General features: G+C 71.8%; 13 protein-coding genes. 7 read left to right on the top strand and 6 right to left on the bottom strand.

Annotation, left to right across the window (positions count from 1 at the left end; all coding sequences use genetic code 11):
- Positions 1 to 9 precede the first annotated feature (9 nt).
- The 4 genes from ACWEVP_RS02300 to ACWEVP_RS02285 form a co-directional block, all read right to left on the bottom strand.
- Entirely contained in the window at positions 10 to 522 is a 513-nt protein-coding gene (locus ACWEVP_RS02300; RefSeq protein WP_003073383.1) for an MSMEG_0572/Sll0783 family nitrogen starvation response protein, read from the bottom strand.
- Between the two features lie 4 nt (positions 523 to 526).
- A complete protein-coding gene (locus ACWEVP_RS02295; RefSeq protein ID WP_452060816.1) occupies positions 527 to 1,363 on the bottom strand; it encodes an amidohydrolase family protein in 837 nt (278 codons plus the stop codon).
- Positions 1,363 to 2,682, bottom strand: coding sequence for an MSMEG_0569 family flavin-dependent oxidoreductase (locus ACWEVP_RS02290; RefSeq protein WP_452060815.1), 1,320 nt, complete (start codon positions 2,680 to 2,682; stop codon positions 1,363 to 1,365). The genes ACWEVP_RS02295 and ACWEVP_RS02290 overlap by 1 nt, the downstream gene beginning before the upstream one ends.
- 173 nt (positions 2,683 to 2,855) lie before the next feature.
- The gene (locus tag ACWEVP_RS02285; protein WP_452060814.1) at positions 2,856 to 5,990 is read right to left on the bottom strand and encodes a PA14 domain-containing protein; all 3,135 of its coding nucleotides are present in this window, start codon (positions 5,988 to 5,990) and stop codon (positions 2,856 to 2,858) included.
- 145 nt (positions 5,991 to 6,135) lie between these two features.
- Between ACWEVP_RS02285 and ACWEVP_RS02280 the strand changes: the two genes are divergently transcribed.
- The 3 genes from ACWEVP_RS02280 to ACWEVP_RS02270 all read left to right on the top strand — a co-directional run bounded on the left by ACWEVP_RS02280 (position 6,136) and on the right by ACWEVP_RS02270 (position 10,104).
- The gene (locus ACWEVP_RS02280) at positions 6,136 to 6,519 is read left to right on the top strand and encodes an effector-associated constant component EACC1 (protein ID WP_452060813.1); all 384 of its coding nucleotides are present in this window, start codon (positions 6,136 to 6,138) and stop codon (positions 6,517 to 6,519) included.
- Positions 6,516 to 7,871, top strand: coding sequence for a caspase family protein (locus tag ACWEVP_RS02275; protein WP_452060812.1), 1,356 nt, complete (start codon positions 6,516 to 6,518; stop codon positions 7,869 to 7,871). Before ACWEVP_RS02280 ends, ACWEVP_RS02275 begins: the two co-directional genes overlap by 4 nt.
- Before the next feature lie 88 nt (positions 7,872 to 7,959).
- A complete protein-coding gene (locus tag ACWEVP_RS02270; RefSeq protein WP_452060811.1) occupies positions 7,960 to 10,104 on the top strand; it encodes a tetratricopeptide repeat protein in 2,145 nt (714 codons plus the stop codon).
- Between the two features lie 224 nt (positions 10,105 to 10,328).
- On the opposite strand, the gene ACWEVP_RS02265 is transcribed toward ACWEVP_RS02270, so the two are convergent.
- Both ACWEVP_RS02265 and ACWEVP_RS02260 read right to left on the bottom strand, forming a co-directional pair.
- Positions 10,329 to 11,405 (bottom strand): ricin-type beta-trefoil lectin domain protein, encoded by a 1,077-nt coding sequence (locus tag ACWEVP_RS02265; protein ID WP_452060810.1) that lies wholly within the window; start codon positions 11,403 to 11,405, stop codon positions 10,329 to 10,331.
- 15 nt (positions 11,406 to 11,420) lie between these two features.
- Complete coding sequence (locus ACWEVP_RS02260; RefSeq protein ID WP_452060809.1) at positions 11,421 to 13,793, bottom strand: ricin-type beta-trefoil lectin domain protein; 2,373 nt, start codon at positions 13,791 to 13,793, stop codon at positions 11,421 to 11,423.
- Positions 13,794 to 14,001: 208 nt separating this feature from the next.
- Between ACWEVP_RS02260 and ACWEVP_RS02255 the strand changes: the two genes are divergently transcribed.
- From ACWEVP_RS02255 to ACWEVP_RS02240, 4 genes are all read left to right on the top strand, one after another.
- Complete coding sequence (locus tag ACWEVP_RS02255; RefSeq protein ID WP_452060808.1) at positions 14,002 to 14,742, top strand: FadR/GntR family transcriptional regulator; 741 nt, start codon at positions 14,002 to 14,004, stop codon at positions 14,740 to 14,742.
- A 226-nt stretch (positions 14,743 to 14,968) separates the two neighbouring features.
- Positions 14,969 to 16,144, top strand: coding sequence for a ThuA domain-containing protein (locus ACWEVP_RS02250; RefSeq protein ID WP_452060807.1), 1,176 nt, complete (start codon positions 14,969 to 14,971; stop codon positions 16,142 to 16,144).
- Between the two features lie 34 nt (positions 16,145 to 16,178).
- On the top strand, positions 16,179 to 19,037 hold the full coding sequence (locus ACWEVP_RS02245; protein ID WP_452060806.1) for an RICIN domain-containing protein: 2,859 nt from the start codon (positions 16,179 to 16,181) through the stop codon (positions 19,035 to 19,037).
- Positions 19,034 to 20,353 (top strand): extracellular catalytic domain type 1 short-chain-length polyhydroxyalkanoate depolymerase, encoded by a 1,320-nt coding sequence (locus ACWEVP_RS02240; RefSeq protein ID WP_452060805.1) that lies wholly within the window; start codon positions 19,034 to 19,036, stop codon positions 20,351 to 20,353. Before ACWEVP_RS02245 ends, ACWEVP_RS02240 begins: the two co-directional genes overlap by 4 nt.
- Positions 20,354 to 20,362: the final 9 nt, after the last annotated feature.

Raw genomic sequence — 20,362 nt, 5'->3', positions numbered from 1 at the left:
AGCCGCTCCCTAGAACATGTAGGTGGAGTTGATGATCGCGCCCTTGCGCGCGTAGTGGATCAGCGCGTCCTGGACGTCGAGGGGGTGCGTCGGGATGACGCCCTCGATGAGGTCCTCCTCGCGGGCACCGTGCAGCGACAGGCCGAACCGGCAGCAGTAGGCCTTGCCGCCCTCGGAGATGAACGTCTTCAGCTGGTCGTTGATGTTCAGCTCGCCCGGGAACGCGGCGTTTCCGGTGGTCGGGAAGCCGCGCGTGGCCAGGCAGTTCAGCGAACCCGGGCCGTAGAAGTAGATCGCGGCCTCGAAGCCCTTCCGCAGCGCGCGGGTGGCCTGCAGGATCGCCACGAAGCTCACCGACGACTCGTGCGCGATGCCGTGCACGAGCGTGAAGTAGCTCTGGCCGGGTTCGGCCTGGTAGTCCGGGAAGACCTTGGTCCCGCCGTACAGGTTGGAGCCCTGCGGCAGCGACGGGTGCGGGATCTCGTCGAGGCTGGTCTTCTCGGTCTCGGTCAGCTCTGCCATCGGTCTATTTCCCTTTCTTCGGTCCGTACAGCACGTCGAACGTGCCGCGGAAAACCAGGACGGCGAGCTCGCCGTCGCCGGCCGCGGCGGCCAGCTTCGCGAGTTCGCCCTCGTGATCGCCCCACGGCTGGTCGGAGGCGAACAGCACGCGGTCGTGGCCGAGGCCGCGCCGCGAGATCTCGTCGACGAGCCAGCGGGGGGTGAACCCGATCGCCCAGGACAGGTCCGTGTAGACCTGCTTGCCGGCGGCGATCCAGTCGAAGAACCGGCCGCCGACGAGCTTGATGTGCCCGCTCATCCCGCCGCCGAAGTGCACGAGGTGCAGCTTGACGTCGCCGGCGTAGGCGTCGACGAGCTTGCCGACCTCGTCGATGTCCGACGCCGCGCCCGGCGAGGTGTGGACGTGCACGACGAGGTCGTGCTCCCGTGCGGTGGCGAAGATGCGGTCCAGCTGCGGCTTGCAGGCGGGGTCGGATGCCTTACCGCCCAGCAGGAAGCTGAGCTTGAGCGCCCGCACGCCGTCTTCACCCGCCAGCTTCAACGCCTCTTCGGTCCGGTCGGCGTCTTCGGGGCGCGGAGACACCCAGAGTGCGGCGCTGATCCGGTCGTCCTTGCCCGCCGCCTCGACGCAGAGTTCGTTGAAGGAGAACGCGATCGCCGGGTCCGGCACGCCGTAGTTCGGGATGACGAGCGCGCGCTCGGTGCCTTCGCGGTCCAAATCGGACAGCAGCTCGCCGATGGTCGCGCGGCTGCCGATCGCCGGGGCGACCGGCGGGCCGCCGTAGAACGGGTACGCCGGCAGCACGCCCAGGTGCCGGTGAGCGTCGTTCGTCCACTTCATCAGGCCACCGTCCGGGGCGCGACCCAGTCGTCGTCGGCCGGGTACGTGCTCACCGGCGTACCGGAGATCCACCGGACGTCGCCGCGGCCGCCGCCGGTGATCCGCCGGGCGAGGTACTCGGCGTCCGCGGCGACGCCGCAGAACCGGCCGGAGCCCCAGGTGTGCTGCCACGGCAGGCCGAGGAAGTACAGCCCGGGGCAGCTGGTCACGCCGCGGTGGTGGGTCGGGTAGCCCTTGCCGTCGAACACCGGGACGTCGATCCAGCGGTGGTCGCGGCCGAAGCCGGTGCTCCAGACGACCGCCGAAAGCGCTTCCACGTCGAGGGTGCGGGGCTCGTCCGCCGGCTCCCACACCGGCTTGTACCGGTCCTCGCGGGCCGCCGCGATCCCGCGTTGCGCGATGAAGGCGTCGATCGAGTCCTTGATGCCCTCGGACACCGCGTCGGCCGCGTCGAGGTTGCGCCGCAGGTCGTCCGCGAACTCCAGCTGTCCAGTTCGGACGTTCTTGAGGCGTCCGTACAGGCGCATGCCGTCCGCGGCGAACGCGCGCAGGTCGATGTCGCGCCCGCCGTCGCGGCCGGTGACGTAGTGGTTGGCCCGGAACCGCACGGCGTCCGCGTCGGCGAACTCGTCGATTCCCCTGGCGTAGTACCCCATCTCGTCGAGCCACGCGACGACGTCCCGGCCGCGGTAGCGCCGGGCCACCCGCGGCGCCGACCCGACGGCCAGGTGCACCCGGCGCCCGGCCAGGTGCAGGTCCTCGGCGATCTGGCAGCCGGACTGCCCGGTGCCGACGACCAGCACTTCACCGTCCGGCAGCTGCGCGGGATTGCGGTACTCGGCCGAGTGCAGCTGGACGACGTGCTCGGGCAGCCGTTCGGCCAGCCGGGGCTTCAGCGGCACCTGGTAGGGCCCGGTGGCCAGCACGACGTGGTCGGCGGTCAGCTCGCCGGCCGAGGTCGTGAGCCGGAACCCGCCGCCCGGCAGCTGCCGCAGCCGGGTCGCCTCGACGCCCTCGTGCAGCGGGACGTCGAACTTCTTCACGTAGGACTCGAGGTAGGCGACGATCTCGTCCCGGACCATGAACCCGTCCGGATCGTCGCCCGCGTAGGGGAACCCGGGCAGCCGGCATTGCCAGTTCGGCGTGACCAGGCAGAAACTGTCCCAGCGGCGGGTCCGCCATTCGTGCCCCGCGCGCTCGCGTTCGAGCACCAGGTGCCCGACCCCGGCAGTGGTCAGGCAGTGGGACATCGACAGTCCCGCCTGGCCGCCGCCGACCACGATCACCGGCCGGTGCAGGCCGTCGAGCTGGAGGTTCATGCCGATCAGTGCACCGGCGAACCATTTCCGGACGGTTTCATCCGGAACACCGGCGCGTTACCAGACCGCCCCGGCGTGACAACTTTCCCCGGCGCTGCTTAACATCCGCGCGCCGGCCGGGTGGCTGCGGTGTGGGACTGCCTTGCCGCGCGGTCCCACACCGCAGCGAGGCGTCAGGAGAGCTGGGCCACCTCCGCGTCCGTCAACGCCTTGCCCGCCACCTCGACGTCGTCGACCGCGCCGCTCCAGAAGTCGACGTTGCGGCCGTCGTACTTGGCTCGTCCGACCGTGAACGCGCCGGTGCTGACCAGTGCCGGACCGGCCGGGGCCGTCGCGACCTTCACGCCGTCCACGTAGAGCCGGATCTCGTTGCCCGCTCGCACACCCGTCAGCTCGTACCAGCGGCCGATCTCCGGCACGACCTCGTACCGGGCCCGGTTGCCGCCGGGGGTGCTGAACGCGAACGCGCCCTGGCCGTACTGCAGGTAGAACGGGCTTTCCCGCTCCCGGCCGTCCTGGCTCACCGCCGTCGCGTAGTTGCCGGGCAGCTGGTCGAGCCGCACCTTCGCGGACACGGTGTAGTCGCCGGTCGTGTCGACGACCGGGCCGTAGGTGTCGGCCGAGCCGCCGGAGAACTGCAGCGCGCCGTCCTTGAACGCCGCCCCGGCCGGGGTGAGCGTCAGCGGGTTGTCGCCGCCGCTCGAATCCCGCGCGGTCGTCCCGCCGCGCTCGTCGAGGTTCCACGCGCCCTTGCCCGCGTACGGGTAGGGCTTGCCGGCGTCGGCGCCGGCCTCGATCACCCGCCGGTTGATCTCGCGGACCGGACCCGGGTCGACCTTGATGCGCTTGCGGTCGTAGGTCCAGAGCCCGTTGAGCTCGCCTTCCAGGTCGGTGACCTGCGTGTAGACCGACGCCGACAGTTCGGCGCGAGCCTGCCCGAGGTAGAACGTGCGGGTGTTGTCGACGTACTTCGCCGTCAGCGCCGCCTTGTCCGCCACCCCGCTGTAGATCGCGATCGGCGCACCCGGCCACTGGTGGCCGGGCGTGCGCAGCGTGAAGCCGCCGTGCTCGCCGTCCATCGCGACGCGCTTGCCGTCCGAATGAGCCGGGTCGGTGTTGTTGTAGTCGTGGTGGTCGATGACGTCACCCGCGCCCGAGTCGCCCTTGGACGCACAGCAGTTCACCCCGCTGTGGGCGTTGACGATCCGGCTCGGGTCGGCGGCCTTGACCTGGTCGGTGATCCGGCCCGTGGCGGCCTTGTCCCACTCGCCCCAGCCTTCGTTGAACACGATCCACGCGTAGACCGACGGGTAGTTCTGCAGCTGGTGCATCTCTTCCAGGCCCTGGCTGAGCCACGCCTGCTGCGCTCCGGGGTCGTTGCCGTCGTCGAGGGACACGAAGTCCTGCCACACCAGCAATCCCAGCTGGTCCGCGTGGTAGTACCAGCGGGCCGGCTCGACCTTGATGTGCTTGCGGACGGCGTTGAAGCCGAGGTCCTTCTGCGCCTTCAGGTCGAAGACGAGGGCGTCGTCGCTCGGCGCGGTGTTCAGGCCGTCCGGGTAGAAGCCCTGGTCCAGCTGCATCAGGGAGAAGAACGGCTTGCCGTTGAGCGTCAGCTTCGGTGTGCCGCCGACGTTGGTGATGCCGGTGGACCGCATGCCGAAATAGCTCTTGACCTTGTCGCCGCCCAGCTTGATCTCCAGCTGGTACAGGTACGGGTCGTCCGGCGTCCACAGGTGCGCGTTCGGCACCGGCAGCTTCAGGTTCGCGTTCGCCGGTCCGGAGACCGTGCCGACCTGGCGGCCGCGCGCGTCCTTGGCGACCGCCGTGACGACGGCGTTGCCCGCGGACTTGACGTTCACCGCCAGCGAGCTGGTGGTGAGGTCGGGCGTCGTCTTGATCTCGTCGATGCCCTTGTCCGGCACCGGTTCCATCCACACCGTCTGCCAGATGCCCGACGACGGGGTGTAGAAGATGCCACCGGGGTTGGGGGACTGCTTGCCCTTGGGCTGGTGCGGGCCGGTCGTGTCCGTGACGGCGACGACGATCTCCTGCTCGCCGCCGCGCTTGAGCGCGTCGGTGATGTCGGCGCTGAACGCCAGGTAGCCGCCGGTGTGCTCGGCGACGAGCTTGCCGTTCACCCACACCTTGGCCTGGTAGTCGACCGCGCCGAAGTTGAGCTTGAGGCGCTGGCCGCCGCCGATCTTCCAGTCGCGCGGGACGGTGAACGTGCGGCGGTAGAACATGTGGTCCTCGTGCCGTTCGAGCCCGGAGAGCTGCGACTCGATCGGGTAGGGCACCACGACCTTCTCCGGCAGCTTCTTGCCGAACGCCGGCTGCTGGCCCTCCTTGGCGGCCGAGAACTCCCACGGGCCGTTGAGGTTGACCCACTTGTCGCGCTCGAGCTGCGGCCGCGGGTACTCCGGCAGCGGGTTGCGCGGGTCGGCCTTCTCGCCCCAGGGCGTCTTGAGCCGTTCCGTCGAAGCGTTCGAGACCGTGCGCCCGGTCTTGCCGATCTTGGTCCCGTCCACGGCGAGCGCGCCCGCGCCGTCGTAGTAGAGGGTGACGCGCTGGCCCTTCAGCACCCGCTCGGCCAGCTGGATCGTCGCGCGGTCGCGGCCGGCCGTGATCGACGAAACCGGCATCGGCGTCGCGTCGACCTCGATCCGCAGGTGGGCGGCCAGGTCGCCGGTACCCGAGACGCGGCCGTCGAAGCCGGTCGTGAGCGTGCGGCCGTCCTTGGACACTTCGGCGGTGCGCGGCACGACGGCGAAGTCGGCCGGCGGCGTGAACGCCGACAGCGGCACGATCTGCTTCGCGATGGCCGCGCTCGACCAGCGCAGGAACATGTTGGCGCCGCCGGTGTCCTGGAACATCTCCAGCTTGAAGTCGTACTGCCTGCCGGCGGTCAGCGTGACCGGCGCGCTGGTCTGTTCGGAATCCCAGTCGCCGACCCAGTGGTCGATCACCGGCGCGCCGTCGAGGAACAGCCGGAAGCCGTTGTCGCCGATGGCGTAGAACGTGTAGTCGCCGGACTGCGGCACGGCGAGCCGCCCGGTCCAGCGGGCGGTCGTGTTCTCGGTGCGCCCGGTGACCAGCCCGAAGACCGAGGTCAGGTCGGGGTGGTCGACCTCCGAGTCGAGTGCGGTACCGGCCAGGGTGGCGAAGTCGTGCGCGCCCGGCGCCGACGGCGTGAAGTACTCGGCCTTCAAGCCGTGCACGGGCTCGGCGGCGCCTGCGGGCGGCGTGCCGGACGCGACACCCAGCGCCACCAGCAGGGCGACGAGGACGGAAGCGGCTCTTCTCATCGACGAGGTCCTTTTCATTTTTACAACGTTGTAAAACGCTCTCCGGGTGATCCAAACAGACAAGTCGGACGCTTAACTACCGCCGAACGGCGGTATCTCGACGCACTCGGTCCTCGCCCGTGCCCGAGTTGGGCATCATGACCCCATGAGCCTGTCTCCGGCGGAGGAGCCGTCGCTGAGGATCAGCGTCGACGACCGTCCCGACGAAATCCGCTCCCTGGCCGACTGGCTGCGGCGGGAGGACCAGTTGCGCGGCCGGGTGAGCTTCCGCCCGGCGGCCCGGCCGGCGGACGGCGAGATGGGCGGTGTCGTCGACGTGCTCAGCGTCGCCTTCGGTGCCGGTGGGGCCGGGGCCGTGCTCGCCGGGACGCTGTCCACCTGGCTGGCGAGCAGGCGCGCCGACCTCAAGGTCACCGTGACCGCGCGCGACGGGGCCAAGGTCGAGCTGGACGCGCACCGCGTCCGGGACGTGGCCGAGGTCCTGCGCGAGCTGCAGCGGCTGGCGCACGGACCGGATCAGCCGGAGTGAGCCGGTTCCCCGACCGTTCGCGCTCGCACGCGGTGCTGCTGGGAGCGGGCCGGTTCCGGGATCCGGGGCTGACCGCTCTGCCTGCCGTGAGCGAAAACCTGCTCGCCCTGCGCAGCCGCTTCACCGACCCCGGCACCGGCGTGTTCGCCGCCGAAAACTGCGTGACGGTCCCGGAAGACGCCTCGGTCGCCGAAGCGGGCCGGCTGGTGAACCGGTGCGCGGAGCAGGCCCGGGATCTGCTGCTCGTGTACTACGCCGGGCACGGGCTCGTCGACGACCGCGGCCGGCTGCACCTGGCGCTGCACAACACCGAGACCTCGTCGCTGAAGTACAGCGCCCTCGCGGTGGACCTGCTGCGGGAGGACATCGGTGCCAGCCCCGCCGAGGCACGGGTCCTGATCCTCGACTGCTGTTTCGCGGGCCGGGCCATCGACGTCATGGCCGCCGACGCCTCCCTGATCGGTGCTCAGCTCGAGGCGGCGGGTACCTACACCCTCGCTTCGACGACCGCGACCGCGCCTGCCTACGCACCGCACGGGCAGCGGTTCACCGCGTTCACCGGCGCGCTGCTCGACGCGCTGGGCAACGAAACCCCGTTGCCGCTGGACGAAATCTACCTGCGGGTGGACCGGGAGCTGGCCGCGCGGAACCTGCCGCGGCCGCAGCGGCGGGCCACCAACACCGCCGGCCGCCTGTGTCTTTCGCGGGGGCCGGGAGAACCGGCACCGCCGAGCGAATCGTCCGCCCGTGAGGTCACCTTCCGGCGTAGTCCGGCGGCGCTGCGCCGCCGGCAACGGCAGGTCGCGGTCCGCATGGCCGCGGGAACCGCCGCCATTTCCGCCTCCCTGGGTGTGTTGTTCGCCGTGCTGAACCACGACCCGGACTGGCCCGGGGCGATCCTGGCCTACGGCGGGTTCGCCGCGCTGGTGGTCCTGGTGATCGCGCTGCCGATGGCCGCGGTCACCCCGAAGCGGGCCGAACTGGTCATCGATTCGGCCGGGATCACCGTCGCGACCGAGCGGCAGCGCTCGACCGTGCACTGGGCGGACGTCTCCGACGTGGGCCTGCTCCCGTCGCGAGGGGTGAATCCCGCGTTGAAGCAGGTCTACGCCGCCAACCACCTGCTGGTCGTCCGCTACCGGCCGGAGGTGCCGGTTCCCGCCGCGGGCGCCCCCAGCCTGTCGCGGCAACTGCACGAGCTGGGCTACGTCGCCTTGGGCCCGATCGGGGCCTTCGCCGCCGACCGGGAGAAGCTGCTCGCCGCGCTCGGCCGGTTCGGCGGGCCCCGGCTGTTCCGCACGGAGCGGGAGCTGCTCGGCCGCGATCCCCGCCTGCGCCCGGATCTGATCTGACCGCGCTCGGCGGAACGCCCGGAACGGCGTCTTGCCGCGGCCGCGGCCCGCTGCGAAGCTGCCGCCAGCCGAACGGGAGAGGGCTGCCATGCGCGGGCTGCGGAGCTGGTGGGTCCGGTGGCGGGGGTGGTGGTTGCTGGTCGCGGCGGCCACGGTGGTGGCGGTGCTGGCCGCGCTCGGCAAGGCCTACCCCGGGACGCTGGCCGCGGCGGCCGTCGCGGCGGGCGGGGTGGTCGCCGCCGTGCTCTCCGACCGGGGAAAGGCGCACCTGACCGCGAAAACGGCGTCGCGGCAGCCGGTCTACGTCTCACGCGTCGACCGCATCACCGACCCGATCCGGCTCGGCGTCCACCCCGCCGCCGCGGTGGCCCGCGAGGACGGCGGTGTCGACCGCGTCCCGCCGTTCGTCCGGCGGGACCGCTCGGCCGAGCTCGCCGAAGCCCTCGCGGCCGGCGGGTTCGTCCTGCTCGTCGGCGACTCGACGGCCGGGAAGACCCGCCTGGCGTACGAAACCCTGCGCGAGTGCCTGCCGCGCCACGTCTGCGTGGTCCCCGAAGGACCCGACGCCCTGGACGCCGCCATCGCCGCCGCGAAGCAGCACCGGCCCAGTGTGCTGTGGCTCGACGACCTCGAGCGGTACCTGCTCGCCGGCGGCCTCGCGCGCACCGGCCTCGACGCGCTCGCCGCGGCGAAAGTGCTCATCCTCGCCACCCTGCGCGCCCACGAACGCGAGCGGTTCAGCCTGCGGCACGACAGCGAGCGGGAGCCGGGCGAGCGGCAGCGGGCCCGCGCGGGCCGGGACGCGCTCGACGCCGTGACCCGGGAGATCCGCCTGGAGCGTGGCTGGTCCGACCGCGAGGTGGCCGCGGCCCGCGCGTTCGAAGACGACACCCGGATCGCCGCGGCACTGGCGAGCACGGCCCGGCACGGCGTCGCCGAGCACCTGGCGGCCGGGCCGGAGCTGGTGCGCGAACTGCAGGACGCGTGGGCGCCGGGATCCGGCCGGGCCCGCGGGGCGGCGCTGGTCACCGCCGCGGTCGACGTCCGGCGGACGAGCCACCACCGGCCGCTGCCGGTGCCGCTGCTGCGCGAGCTCCACGAAACGTACCTGGCCGACCGCGGTGGCGCGGCCCTGCGCCCGGAAGACTGGGAAGCCGCGCTCGACTGGGCCACCCAGCCCCTGCACGCCACCAGCAGCCTCCTCGAACCGGACGCCCGCGGCGGCCTGCTCGCCTTCGACTACCTCGTCGACCACGCGAGCCGGAACCCCGCCGCACCACCGGTTCCCGAGGTCGTCTGGGACGCGGTCCTCGCCGAGGCCGCCCCGGCCGACCTCGTCCCGGTCGCGTGGGAAGCGTCGTTCGCCGGCCGTCTCGACCACGTCGAGCGCGCGCTCGAGCGGGCGGCGGCCGCCGGCGAACACCGCGCCGCGGCGGCGATCGCCGTCCACCTCGGCGACGCCGGCCGCGAAACCACCGCGATCGCCCGGCTGGAGGCGATCATCGCCGACGCCACCGGGACCGTCACCGCCGACGAGCTGCGCGCCATGCGGCACGACCTCGCCTGGCTGGTCGGCGGCGCCGTCGCGGGCCGTGGCGACCCCGAACGCGCTCTCCGCCTCGCCGAACAAGTCCTGCGCGAGAGCGCGGCGGCGGTCGGTGAGCGGCATCCGAGCACCCTGCACGCCCGGCTCACCGTCGCTCGCCAGCTCGGCGATCTCGGCGCCGAGGCCGAGGCACTCGCCCTCGCCGAGCAGGTGGCCGCGGACGCCGCCGGAGCCCACGGCCCCGACAACGCCGTCACCCTGAGCGCGCGGTTCGAAGTCGCCGTCTGGACGCGCGAAACCGCCGGACCGGAAGCCGGGGCCCGGCGGTTCGCCGCCCTGCTCGACCAGATCGCGCCGTTGCCCTCGGTGTGGCCGGGGCTGGCCGCCGACTGCCGGTGGAACCTCGGCGGCGCGCTGCTGGAAAGCGGCGACGCGCACCGCGCGGCGGAGGTCCTCGCCACCGCGGTCGCCGACGCCGAGCGCGCCTACGGCCCGCACCACGCGCGGACCTTCGACATCCGCGCGTCCCACCTCGAAGCGGGCGGCGCCGCCGGGGACGTCCCGGCCGCGACGGCGGCCGACCTCGCGGCGGAGTGCGCGCGCCGCCTGGGTGCCGACGACCCCACCACGCGGAAGGTGGCCGCGCTGGCCCGGCAGTGGCCCCCCGGCGGGTCCGACCGGTCCTAGGAGCCGGCCGGAGACTTCGGCCGGCGAGCCGAGCGCCGTCCCGGCTTCGCGAGTGCCGCCGTGGCCGCCCGGGGCTCAGCTCGCCGGAGACGGCCCGGTGACACGGCGGGCAAGCCGGCACGTGCGTCCCGTTCGGACTGCCGGGAAGCCGCACCGTGGCGTCCGGGTGCGCTGGTGCTCGGCCGGAACCCCGGACGCGGGTGACCGGCGCCCGGGCCCGCCGTTCAGCGCAGCGTCCACTGCTGGTTCGCCTGCCCGTTGCAGGTCCACAGGACCAGCTGGGTGCCGTTGGCCGTGCCCTGCCCGTACGCGTCGAGGCAGAGACCCGACTGGACGCCGGTGATCGCGCCGTTGGCCGCGATCGTCCACTGCTGGTTGGCCTGGCCGTGGCAGTCCCAGACGATCACCGGGGTGCCGTTGGCCGTTCCGTGGCCGGAGGCGTCCAGGCACTTGCTCCCGCCGACGGTCAGCTCCTGCCCCGCCCGGGTCCACGCCTGGCCGGCCTGTCCGCCGCAGTCCTGCAGCCGCACCTGGGTGCCGTTGGCCGCGCTCGCGGCGTCCGCGCACCGGCCCGACTGCGTGCCGACGAGCTGCTGTGCCGACGAGGTGCCGCCGATGCTCCCCGGTACGGACTGCAGCGCGCCGAACCACGTGGCGGCCATCTTGTCGTAGCCGGTCGCCGTGGGGTGGACGCCGTCGATCAGGTCGCCGGTGGTCAGCGCGGCGTGCATGTCCACCAGGTGCACGTGCTTTCCCGCGTTCTGGTTGCCCTGCACGATGCCGGGGATCGCGGAGTTGAACGTGCGGGCCGCGGACTCCTGGCCGGAGTTGGCGAGCGGGATGATCGTCGCGACGAAGACCTCGGCGTCCGGTGCGGTCGCGGTGATGTGGTCGATCAGCCCGGACAGCCGGGCCGGTGCGCGGCCGACGTCGTAGTTCTGCAGGATGTCGTTCGTGCCGATGTGCAGCAGGACCGTGTGCGAGCCGGTGTTCCGCAGCCAGGTGACGACGTTCGCGTCGATCTGGTCGATGCGCCAGCCGGGGTGACCCTCGTGGTCGTGGTCGCCGAGGGAGGCCGGGCCGTTGTACTGCGAGCCGGTGAAGTCGACGCGGTAGCCGCCCGCGCTCAGGCGTTGCCACAGCCCGATCCGGTACCCGCCGGGGACTTGCGTGCCCTCGGTGATGGAGTCGCCCAGCGGCATGACCCGGACCCCGCCGTTGGAATCGGCGGCCGCCGGGGTGCCCGGGAGCAGCGTGCCCAGGAACAGGGCCGTGACGGCCGCGATGAGCCGGATTCTCATGGTTCTCCTCGATCCTCAGCCGAAGGTCCACTGCTGGTTCGCTTGCCCGGTGCAGGTCCAGAGCCGGACGGCGGTGCCGTTGGCGGTGGCGCCGTCGGTCACGTCCAGGCACAGTCCGGATTGGACACCGGTGACGGCGCCGGCCGCGGTGACCTGCCAGCGCTGGTTGGCGCCGCCGTTGCAGGTCCAGACGACGACCTTGGTGCCCGGGGTGGTGCCCTGCCCGGAGGCGTCCAGGCACCGGGTGCTGTCTCCGCTGTAGACGGTCAGTTCTCCCGCGGTGGTGCGGGTCCAGGACTGGTTGGTGCCGCCGTGGCAGTCCCAGATCTGCACCTGGGTGCCGGGGGTGGTGGCGGCGCCGTTGACGTCCAGGCACTTGCCCGCCCCGGCCGCGCGCACCGGGCTCGCGGCCGGACCGGCACCGCGCGGGCCCGCGGCGGCGATCACCTGCTGGGCGCCCGAGGGCCAGTTGGTGCCGCTCACCTGGACGTTGCCGCTCAGGACGTTGTTGTGCGGCGGCCCGGTGGCGACGTTGGTCGCGCCGCCGTTGTACCAGTTGCCGCCGAAGGTGCTGTCGTTGGTGTTGTTGCTGCCGCTCGCGTTGGTGAAGGCCCAGACCCCGGAGTCCTGGATCACGTTGGCCGACAGGGAAACGTAGCGGGAGCCCTCGTCCAGGTACAGGCCGACCGTGCGGTTGTTGTCGTAGACGTGGTTGTGGTCGATCGAGCTGCCCGGGTTCGCGGAGAGGTTGTAGATGCTGCCGCCGTCGTGCATGAGCTTCTTCGTGCCGTGCACCCGGTTGTAGCTGACGACGGTGTCGCGCAACGTCGTCGCGGTGGAGTACACCGGCTGGTAGTCGTACAGGCCGCGGTTGCGGTAGTCCTGGCTGCCGCCCGGGTCGTTGGCTCCCCAGCCCCAGCCGACGTCGATCCCGTCGTAGGTCAGGTTCGCCACGTCGTTGTGCGTGATCACGGCGTGCGTGACGTAGGTCGACAGGATGCCGGCCATCTCCCGGTAGTCCAGGGCGACCCGGCTCACCGTGTTGTCCGACAGCGTGATGTCGCGATTGGTCATCGCCGGGTTCGACGGGTGGTGGGCGTCCGGCCGCACGCCGCCGACGACGATGCCCGCCCCCGAGTCCTCGGTGAAGGTGTTGTGGTCCACGGTGATCGACGACGCCCCGAGACCGATCCCGGACGCGTGCGCGTTCGCGTCGTTGCCGATGCCCAGCGCCACCTGGCCGAGGTGGGTGAAGGTGTTGCCGCTGAACGTGATCCCGGTGGCGGCCGAGACCTGGACGGCGGCCGGGGCCTGCGCCCAGCCGTTGCGGGCGCCCTCGAACAGCGGGCAGCCCGACTGGCAGGAGCTCAGGAAGTCACCCGGCATCGGCGCCGCGGCCGGGAGGAACGTGCCGCTCTGCTGGTTGGCGTAGCCGGCCGACGTGCCGGGGGTGAGCCACGTCGTGTGCTCGAAGCGCAGCCCCTTGAAGGCGAGGCCCCGCACCGGGTTGTCGTAGCTGCCGCTGATCCGCAGCAGCGACGTCAGCCGCGGCAGCTCGACGTCGTGGTTGCCGGGGACCCACCCGCCGGGTGCCTTGTAGTAGAGCCGTCCGGCCTCCGGGTCCAGGTACCACTGACCGGTGTTCTTGAGGAACGAGTAGGAGTTCTCCAGGTACAGCTGGCCGCCGCCGAAGGGCTTGGCGAGGGTGTCGTAGCCCCAGTTGTTGTTGTTCCACCCCGGTTGCTGCATGACGATCGAGGTGCCGCTGACGTGGTCGACGGGGGAGTACCGGTCGGTGAAGGAGTTCTGGCTCTCCACCTCGATCTGGTTCTGCCGCGGCAGGGTGGCGAGGTAGTTCAGCGCGGGGTTGACGATGGTGAGGCCGGACGTCGTGACCTGCACGTCGCCGCGGGAGATCGGGATCGACGCGCGTGGAGCCAGCGCCCCGTCCACGAACAGCTGCCGGGAGTCGGCGCCAGGTGGTACGGACGCCACCCAGATGTTCTGGTTCGCGTCCTGCACGGTCCACCCGGTGACCGGGGAGCCCCCGGACAGGACCGGCGACTGGCCGGCCGCGGCCTGCCAGGTGACGGTGTGGCCGTTCTGCCCGGAGTCGGCGCCGGTGAACGTCAGCGGGGTGGCGAGCCGGTAGGTGCCGCCGGCGAGCTGCACGACCACGTCGCCGCCGGCCGCCCGGTCGCGGGCCAGCTGCTGCGCCCTGGCCGGGGTGGCGACGGGCTGCTCGGGGGTGCCGGGGTTGGCGTCGTCACCGGTCGGCGCCACGGCGATGGTGACGGTCGCGGCGTGCGCGGCCGGCGCGGCGAGCGTGGTCACCACGAGGGCGGCGGCCGCGAGCGCGGCGGCCACGGATCCGGTGCGCGGCGGCATGGCGGCTCCCTCCCGGGGGGCGGATGTGTGTGACTCATGCCAGGCCATGATCCCCGCACCGCCGGAGGATGGGCACGAGCTTCGCGCCGCTCGACTTTCCACCTGCGGGAACGCATGTAAGTTTCATTCCGGTTCCGCGGCTGTTGACTCGGTGACCGGGGCGCGAGGTAAAGTCACTGGCCGGCGCCCACTGAGTCATACTCATCGGGTGACCAGTGACGAGGAAACCGCACCGCCGGCCCCGTACCGGCCCGGCTACGAACTGGTGGCCGAGCAGATCCTGCGGCTCATCGGCGAGCTGGAGCTGCGACCCGGTGACCGGATGCCGACCGAGGTCGAGCTGGCGGCGCGGATGGGAACCAGCCGGACCGTGGTGCGGGAGGCCGTCAAGATCCTCTCGGCGATCGGCCGGGTACGCGCGCACAAGGGACGTGGGCTGTATGTCTCCGACGACGAGGGCATGCTCGGCGCTTCCCGCTGGGGCGGCTTCTTCCTGCCCGCCGACCTCGATCACGTCTACATGCTCTTCGAGTTCCGCCGGGTCCAGGAGACGGCGGCCGGCCGGCTGGCGGCGGTCAACGCCACCCCGGCGCAGCTGCGCGCGATCGAGGCCGCCGCCGAGACCTGCCGCGACGGTCACCTGACCGGCCGGACCGCGCTGTTCGACCGCGGTGACGACGACTTCCACCTCGGGATCGCCACGGCGTCGCACAACCAGTTCCTCGTGGCGGCCGTGCGCGAGGCCCGCCGCCTGCAACGCCAGTCGAACATCATCGGGATGTCCGGCGCGGTCGGCGGGCACGCGGCGGGCGCGATCGACGAGCACGCCGCGATCTTCCGGGCGATCCGCGACGGTGACCCGGACGCGGCGGCCGACGCGGTCGCCGTCCACCTCGACAACACCCTGGAGGACTACCGCCGCGAGATCCAGCGCCGCGTCTTCGGCTGACGAACTCACCGTGGATTCCCGGGGCCCGGCTCCGGGGATCCCGCGGTGAGTTCATTCCTTTGTGGACTCAAGGTGGGCGGGATCCGTTGCCGGTGGGTAATTTTCATGGTGGATTGACCTCCGCCACCGGCGGCTCCTATCTTGGCTTTTGCCCGTTCGGCCGGTAACCGGGCGGCTCCGCAGCGCGCACCCCGCGCGCTCCTTGCGCTCCCGAAGAGGAGTACCCGTGACGACGCTGTCTCGTACTCTGCGCGCGGCCCTCCTGCTCGCCGTCGTGCTCCTGGGGGTCGCGACGCCGGTGTCCGCCGCGCCCGCCGCGGCCTTCAAGGTCCTGGTGTTCTCCAAGACCACCGGCTTCCGGCACGACTCCATCCCGGCCGGGATCGCCGCGATCCGGCAACTGGGGCAGCAGAACGACTTCGCGGTCGACGCCACCGAGGACGACTCGGTGTTCACCGACGCCGGCCTGGCGCCGTACGCCGCCGTGGTCTTCCTGTCCACGACCGGCGACCCGGTCGGCACGCAGGCCGGGAAGGACGCCTTCCGGCGCTACATCGAGCGCGGCGGCGGGTTCGCCGGGATCCATGCTGCTTCCGACAGCGGGTACGACTGGGCCTGGTACGGCCAGCTGGTCGGCGCCTACTTCAAGCAGCACCCGGCGCAGCAGAACGCGCTCGTGAAGGTCGAGGACGCGAACCACCCGTCCACCCAGGGGCTGCCGGCGCAGTTCACCCGGTTCGACGAGTGGTACGACTTCCGGTCGAACCCGCGTCCGGCCGTTCATGTCCTGACCACGGTGGACGAATCCAGCTACTCGGGCGCCACGATGGGCGCGGACCACCCCACGACGTGGTGCCACGACTTCGACGGCGGCCGCGCCTGGTACACCGGCATGGGTCACACCGTCGAAAGCTTCGGCGAACCGAACTTCCTGCACCTGCTGCTGGGCGGGATCCGCACCGCGGCCGGGGCGGTGCCCGCGAACTGCGCCGTCTCCACCACCACGCCGCCGCCGTCGGGCAAGCAGATCGTGGGCGCGCAGTCGGGCCGGTGCGTGGAGGTGCCGAACGCCTCGACGGCGAACGGGACCCAGGTGCAGCTGCGGGACTGCGTGGCGGGCCAGGCGAACCAGACGTGGACCTACACCGCGGCCAAGCAGCTGACGGTGTACGGGAGCAAGTGCCTGGACGCGTCCGGCCGCGGGACGGCCAACGGCACGCCGGTGATCATCTGGGACTGCACCGGACAGCCCAATCAGCAGTGGAATGTTAGCGCGAACACCATCACCGGGGTCCAGTCGAACCTCTGCCTGGACGCTTCCGGCCGGGGCACGGCCAACGGCACGAAGATCATCCTGTGGTCGTGCAGCGGGCAGGCCAACCAGCAGTGGTCCCTGCGCTGAACTTCCTCGCCACCCCTTCGCTTCGAGGAGAGCCATGTCCGGATTTACCGCACTGCGCCGCGGTGCGCTGACGGTGGCCGCGGTCCTGGCCGCCGCGCTGGTCCCGGTGCTCACCGTCCCCGCCGGCCCGGCCGCCGCCGCGCTGCCGCCGGACTCGAAGTTCCAGAAGGTCACGCTGCACACCGAGACCGGCAACCCGATGGCCCTGGACGTGGCCCCGGACGGGCGGGTCTTCTACATCGACCGGCTCGGTGACGTGAAAGTCGTCAAACCCAACGGCACCACGGTTCTCGCGACGCACCTGAACGTCTTCACGGCCAACGAGTCCGGCGGCCTCAACATCGCGCTCGACCCGGGGTTCGCCACCACCCAGTGGGTGTACGTCTACTACTCGCCGAACAACGCCGGCACCGTCGACCGGCTGAGCCGGTTCACCGTCGCCGGCGACACCATCGACCAGTCGACCGAGAAGGTCGTGCTGGACGTGCCGGTGCAGCGCGCCGAATGCTGCCACCACGGCGCCGGCCTGGTCATCGACAAGAAGACCGGGAACCTGTGGTTGTCCCTGGGGGACAACACGAACCCGTTCGCCTCGGACGGGTACAGCCCGCTCGACCAGCGCTCCGGGCGCGCGTACTGGGACGCCGAACGCACTGCGGGCAACACCAACAGCCTGTCCGGCAAGGTTCTGCGGATCCACCCGGAGAGCAACGGGACCTACACGATCCCCGCGGGCAACCTGTTCGCGCCCGGCACGGCGAACACCCGCCCGGAGATCTACACGATGGGGGAGCGCAACCCGTTCCGGATGGGCCTCGACCCGAAGACCGGCTACCCCCTGGTCGCCAACTACGGCCCGGACGCGCCGAACGCCAGCTCGACCCGCGGCCCGCAGAACACCGTGGAGTGGGACGTCGTCAGCAAGCCCGGCAACGCCGGCTGGCCGTTCTGCGTCGGGCCGAACCTGGCCTACAACCAGTACAACTTCGCCACCGGCGCGTCCGGCGCGCCGTTCGACTGCGCCGGCGGCCCCACCAACAGCTCGCCCAACAACACCGGGCTGACGAAGCTGCCCCCGGCCATCCCGGCCCAGGTGTACTACCACTACACCGCCGACCCGGCGCACTTCCCGCAGCTGTCCGGCGGCGCGCCGATGGCCGGGCCGGTCTACCGGTTCGACCCGAACCTCGCCTCCGCCCGCAAGTGGCCGGTGGACTTCGACGGCCGCGCGGTCTTCGCCGAGTGGAACACCAGCTCGATGTTCACCTTCCAGCTCGACAGCGGCGGCACCACCGTCACCTCGATCGATTCGCTGCTGCCGTCGATGAAGTTCAACCGGCCGATGGACTTCGAGTTCGGCCCGGACGGCGCGCTCTACGTCGTCGAGTGGGGCACCGGGTACGGCGGCGGCAACAGCGACGCGGCCATCGTCCGCGTCGACTACCTCGGCGGCGGCTCGGCCGCGCCGGTCGCGAAGGCCGCCGCGGACCGCACCAGCGGGCCCGCCCCGCTCACCGTGAACTTCTCCAGCGCCGGTTCGACCGACCCGGGCGGGTCGGCGTTGCGGTACAGCTGGAACTTCGGGGACGGCACCACGTCCACCGCGGCGAACCCGAGCCACACCTACGCCGCCGGCACCTACGCCGCCGTGCTGACCGTGACCAACTCCGCCGGGGCGACCGGGACCGCGAGCGTCGCCGTCACCGCGGGGAACACGGCGCCGACGGTCACCATCACCAGCCCACCGGCCGGCGGGCTGTTCGACTGGGGCGACTCGGTGGACTTCACCGTCACGGTCGGCGATCCGGAGGACGGGACGATCGACTGCTCGCAGGTGACCGTCCAGGCCTACCTGGGTCACGACGAGCACGGGCACCCGCTCGACCAGTACCACGGCTGCACCGCCCGGGTGCAGACCACGCTTTCCTCGGGACACAGCGAAAACGACAACATCTTCTACGTCGTCGAAGCCTCCTACACCGACAAGGGCGGCGCCGGGGGAGCCGGCCCGCTCACCGGCCGCTCGCAGGTGATCCTGCAGCCCAAGGTGAAGCAGGCCGAGTTCTTCACCGCGACCGGCCGGACCGCCGACGGGAAGGGCACCGACACCGCGGGCGTCACCGTGGAGGCCGCCACCGACCCGCAGGGCGGCGGCAGCAGCGCGGCGTTCGTCCAGGACGGCGACTGGTGGTCCTTCGACCCCCTCGCCCTGGACAACACCACGGGCCTCCAAGTCCGGGCGTCCTCGGGCGGCTCCGGGGGAACGCTCGAGGTGCGCCGCGGCGCGCCGGACGGCACCCTCGTCGCCTCGGTGCCGATCACCGGCACCGGCGGCTGGCAGAACTGGCAGGACTTCGCGGTCGGCCTGGCGAACCCGCCTGCCGGCACGGGGAAGCTCTACTTCGTGGCCCGCAACCCGGCGGGCCAGAGCGGAGCCGCCTACCTGTTCAACGTCAACTGGGTCCGCTTCACCGGCTCCGGCGTCGGTCAGCCCGGCACGACGCCGTCGGGCAAGCAGATCGTGGGGACGCCGTCCGGCCGGTGCGTGGAGGTGCCGAACTCCTCGACGGCCAACGGGACCCAGGTGCAGCTGCGGGACTGCGCGCAGGCCGCCAACCAGCAGTGGACGTACTCCAGCACGAAGCAGCTGGTGGTCTACGGGAACAAGTGCCTGGACGCGTCCGGCCAGGGCACGGCCAACGGTACCCAGGTGATCATCTGGGACTGCCACAACCAGGCGAACCAGCAGTGGAACGTCAACGCGACCGGCACCATCACGGGCGTCCAGTCCGGGCTGTGCGTCGACGCGAACGCCCAGGGCACGGCCAACGGTACGAAGATCATCCTCTGGTCCTGCGGCGGCCAGGCCAACCAGCAGTGGAGTCTCCGATGAAACGTCTGCTCGCGTTCCTCCTCCTGGTGCCGCTCGCGGTGGTGTTCGCGACGGCCAGACCGGCCGCGGCCGCCGCGCTGACCCGCGTCACCGGGTTCGGCGCCAACCCCACCAACCTCGGCATGTACCTGTACGTGCCGGACAACGTGGCGCCCAAACCGGCCCTGCTCGTGCTGGTGCACTACTGCAGCGGTTCGGCGAGCGCGATCTTCAACGGCAACGGGCACGACTACGCGACGGCGGCCGACCGCTACGGCTACCTCGTCGTCGTCCCCGAAGCGACCCGTGACGGGCACTGCTTCGACGTGTCCACGAAAGCGGGCCTGACGCGCGACGGCGGCAGCGACTCCACCGGCATCATGGCGATGGTGGCCTGGACCCGCGCGCACTACAACGTGGACCCGGGCCGGATCGTGGTCAGCGGCTTCTCCTCGGGCGCCATGATGACGAACGTCCTGGCCGCGGAGTACCCCGACGTCTTCGCCGCCGGTGCCGCGTTCTCCGGCGTCCCGGCAGGGTGCTTCGCGACCACCGACGGCTCGCTCTGGAACAGCCAGTGCGCGGGCGGGAACGTCGTCAAGTCCGCGCAGCAGTGGGCCGACCAGGCGCACGCCATGTACCCCGGCTACACCGGCGCCTACCCGCGGATGCAGCTGTGGCACGGCAACCAGGACACCACGCTGGCGTACCCGAACTACGGCGAAGAGATCAAGCAGTGGACCGCGCTGCGCGGGCTGAGCCAGACGCCGGCCTACACCGACCACCCCCAGTCGTCGTGGACGCGGAACCGCTACGGCGGCACCGGAACCCAGGCACCCGTCGAGGGCATCACGATCGCCGGCACCGGCCACACCCTGCCGCAGGCGGGCATGCTCGCGTACGCCATCTCCTTCCTCGGTCTCGACGCAGGCGGGAGCGGGACCACCGGCGCGCCGGTGCGTTCGGTGGCCGCGGGCCGGTGCCTGGACGTGCCGGGCCAGTCGACGGCGCAGGGCACGCGCCTGCAGGTCTGGGACTGCCACGGCGGCGCGAACCAGACGTGGACGGCCACGCCGGCCGGGGAGCTGACCGTCTATTCCGGTGGTTCGCTGCGCTGCCTGGACGCCGAGGGCGCCGGGACGACGCCCGGCACGGCCGCGATCATCTGGGCGTGCCACGGCGGGGCCAACCAGAAGTGGCAGGCCAATGCCGACGGCACGATCACCTCGACGCAGTCGGGGCTCTGCCTCGAACTCGCGGGCGCGACCGCGAACGGCACCGCCGTCCGGCTGGGGACCTGCACCCACGCAACGACCCAGCAGTGGACCCGGAACTGACCGGGGAAA

This window comes from Amycolatopsis sp. NPDC003865, from assembly GCF_053605345.1.
This window is presented reverse-complemented; position numbering and strand designations above follow the sequence as displayed.

Bases quoted from the DNA above. Each gene is read 5' to 3' on its own strand.
- ACWEVP_RS02245 (WP_452060806.1), top strand. From the start codon at position 16,179: ATGTCCGGATTTACCGCACTGCGCCGCGGTGCGCTGACGGTGGCCGCG.
- ACWEVP_RS02295 (WP_452060816.1), bottom strand. From the start codon at position 1,363: ATGAAGTGGACGAACGACGCTCACCGGCACCTGGGCGTGCTGCCGGCG.
- ACWEVP_RS02270 (WP_452060811.1), top strand. From the start codon at position 7,960: ATGCGCGGGCTGCGGAGCTGGTGGGTCCGGTGGCGGGGGTGGTGGTTG.
- ACWEVP_RS02240 (WP_452060805.1), top strand. From the start codon at position 19,034: ATGAAACGTCTGCTCGCGTTCCTCCTCCTGGTGCCGCTCGCGGTGGTG.
- ACWEVP_RS02300 (WP_003073383.1), bottom strand. From the start codon at position 522: ATGGCAGAGCTGACCGAGACCGAGAAGACCAGCCTCGACGAGATCCCG.
- ACWEVP_RS02285 (WP_452060814.1), bottom strand. From the start codon at position 5,990: ATGAGAAGAGCCGCTTCCGTCCTCGTCGCCCTGCTGGTGGCGCTGGGT.
- ACWEVP_RS02260 (WP_452060809.1), bottom strand. From the start codon at position 13,793: ATGCCGCCGCGCACCGGATCCGTGGCCGCCGCGCTCGCGGCCGCCGCC.
- ACWEVP_RS02290 (WP_452060815.1), bottom strand. From the start codon at position 2,682: ATGAACCTCCAGCTCGACGGCCTGCACCGGCCGGTGATCGTGGTCGGC.
- ACWEVP_RS02280 (WP_452060813.1), top strand. From the start codon at position 6,136: ATGAGCCTGTCTCCGGCGGAGGAGCCGTCGCTGAGGATCAGCGTCGAC.
- ACWEVP_RS02265 (WP_452060810.1), bottom strand. From the start codon at position 11,405: ATGAGAATCCGGCTCATCGCGGCCGTCACGGCCCTGTTCCTGGGCACG.